Annotated in this window: 1 protein-coding gene and 1 pseudogene; both read left to right on the forward strand. The window is 65.0% G+C overall.

Annotated features, from left to right (window positions below; genetic code table 11):
- Positions 1-223, forward strand: a pseudogene (locus tag ACWFR4_RS48715) (hypothetical protein); the annotation flags it as partial.
- 289 nt (positions 224-512) lie between these two features.
- Positions 513-1,721: AAA family ATPase (locus tag ACWFR4_RS48720; RefSeq protein ID WP_453658409.1), on the forward strand; the 1,209-nt coding region annotated here is incomplete at its 3' end.

Raw genomic sequence — 1,721 nt, forward strand, 5'->3', positions numbered from 1 at the left:
GCTCAAGAGAGGCCCCGTGACAGTGGCGCGGCACCCGACCGAGCGCCACGTTCAGCGACTGCGGGAACTCGAAACAGCCGTAGCTGAGGCCCTGTTGGTCAGCCGAGAACACCCCGGAGCGCGTGGCGCTGTACGCCGCGCGCTTATGGCAGGCCGATCCGTCCAGGACGCGACCGCGGTCTATGGCATCGTCTGCGAGCTGTTCGAACCCCCGGTCTCCTAAGACCCGCGCACAGGAGCACCCCGGCCGCGGTACGCATGACCCGAACGTCTTCAGTCTGGGACACCAGTACTGCCAGTAACAGCGCCGGTGAAACACCCGTTCCGGGTGAGCAGCTAGTCGAAGTCCGGAGCTCACGCGGGTGCTCGCCGTGCACTGGGTTACGTAGGTAGCTCGTTCTCCCCCATCCTGGGCAGGCGCGCCGCCAGCGCGCGGCCCCGGGCATGCTTGCCGCACCCAGATCGGCTTGGTGGCCGTTCACATAACAGGAGGGGCCGAGTTGCATTTCACGGTGCTGGAGTACAAGCAGAAGGTACCGGAGGCGCCCGGCGCCTACTTGGCCAAGGACAGCTGGAACGACCTCGGGTTCTCGACCACCTTCAACCTCTTCATCCGCTTGCAAGACGGATCCGTCGTCCGTGTCGGATTTCTGAGAATCGGGAACATTGCGATGGCGCGAGACGGATGGGCTCGCACATCGGAGCGGCTGCCACCCAGCTTCACGGCGCTGGAAGCCGGCTACTTCAGCCTTGGGATGGAGGACGACTACTACGAGGCGCTGCGAATCCGCCTGCCCCAGGGCATGGCTCACGAAGTCCTCACCTCGCTGAACGACGCCGCCTACGCCTCGGAGACCGACCAAGAGGCGTCCCACATGCCAGTCTTCCGCGACTCCCTCATGCGTGGCCGTTCACGCACGGATCTGGACATTACGCGGCGCGTCGCCAGGGGCGTTCGTGCTCGCATCGTCCCCTTCAGCTGGTCGTATACACCGGAGCAAGAGGGTCTCCTGGCGGCCCACGAGTTCACATTCGGGACGAAACCAGGGGATCTGCCCTCGACCAATATTCACGCGGTCATTGGCCGCAACGGTGTCGGGAAATCAAGTCTTCTCCACGCCATCGCGTCACATGCGACAACCGGACAGATCGCCGTCGAGGCCGGATCGGGCGGCGAGGACAACAGCTTCACCAGCTGCGTCGTCATCTCCTTCAGCCCCTTCGACCGGCCCTACATCCCACCGTCCGGCGCGGGGATGCCATTCCACTACATCGGCCTCCGCCACGCCGAAGGGCTCCGCTTCAAGTCCGACGAGGAGCTACGGAAGGAGTTCGTCGACAGCTTCGCCGTCGCGCGGATCGGCGCGCGAGGTCTCCGCTGGCGACGGGCCGTGGAGACCCTCAACTACGCCGCGAGCGGCTTCCTCGACGACGACATGGACGTTATCGATGCCATGATCAGGGAGGGCCGCCCAAGAAGGCTCGACGAGGCGATGGGTGGTGTCTTCGACAGGCTGAGCTCCGGTCATGCGGTGGCACTCCTCATGGTGACTCGGCTGATCGAAGTGGTTGGCGAGCGCGCCCTGGTCCTGATCGACGAGCCCGAAACCCACTTGCACCCACCTCTGCTCGCCGCACTGACAAACGCGCTGTCCGAGCTGCTCGCCGACCGCAATGGTGTGGCGGTGGTCGCCACGCACTCTCCCGTCGTACTGCAAGAA

It is taken from the genome of Streptomyces sp. NPDC055140, assembly GCF_053607285.1.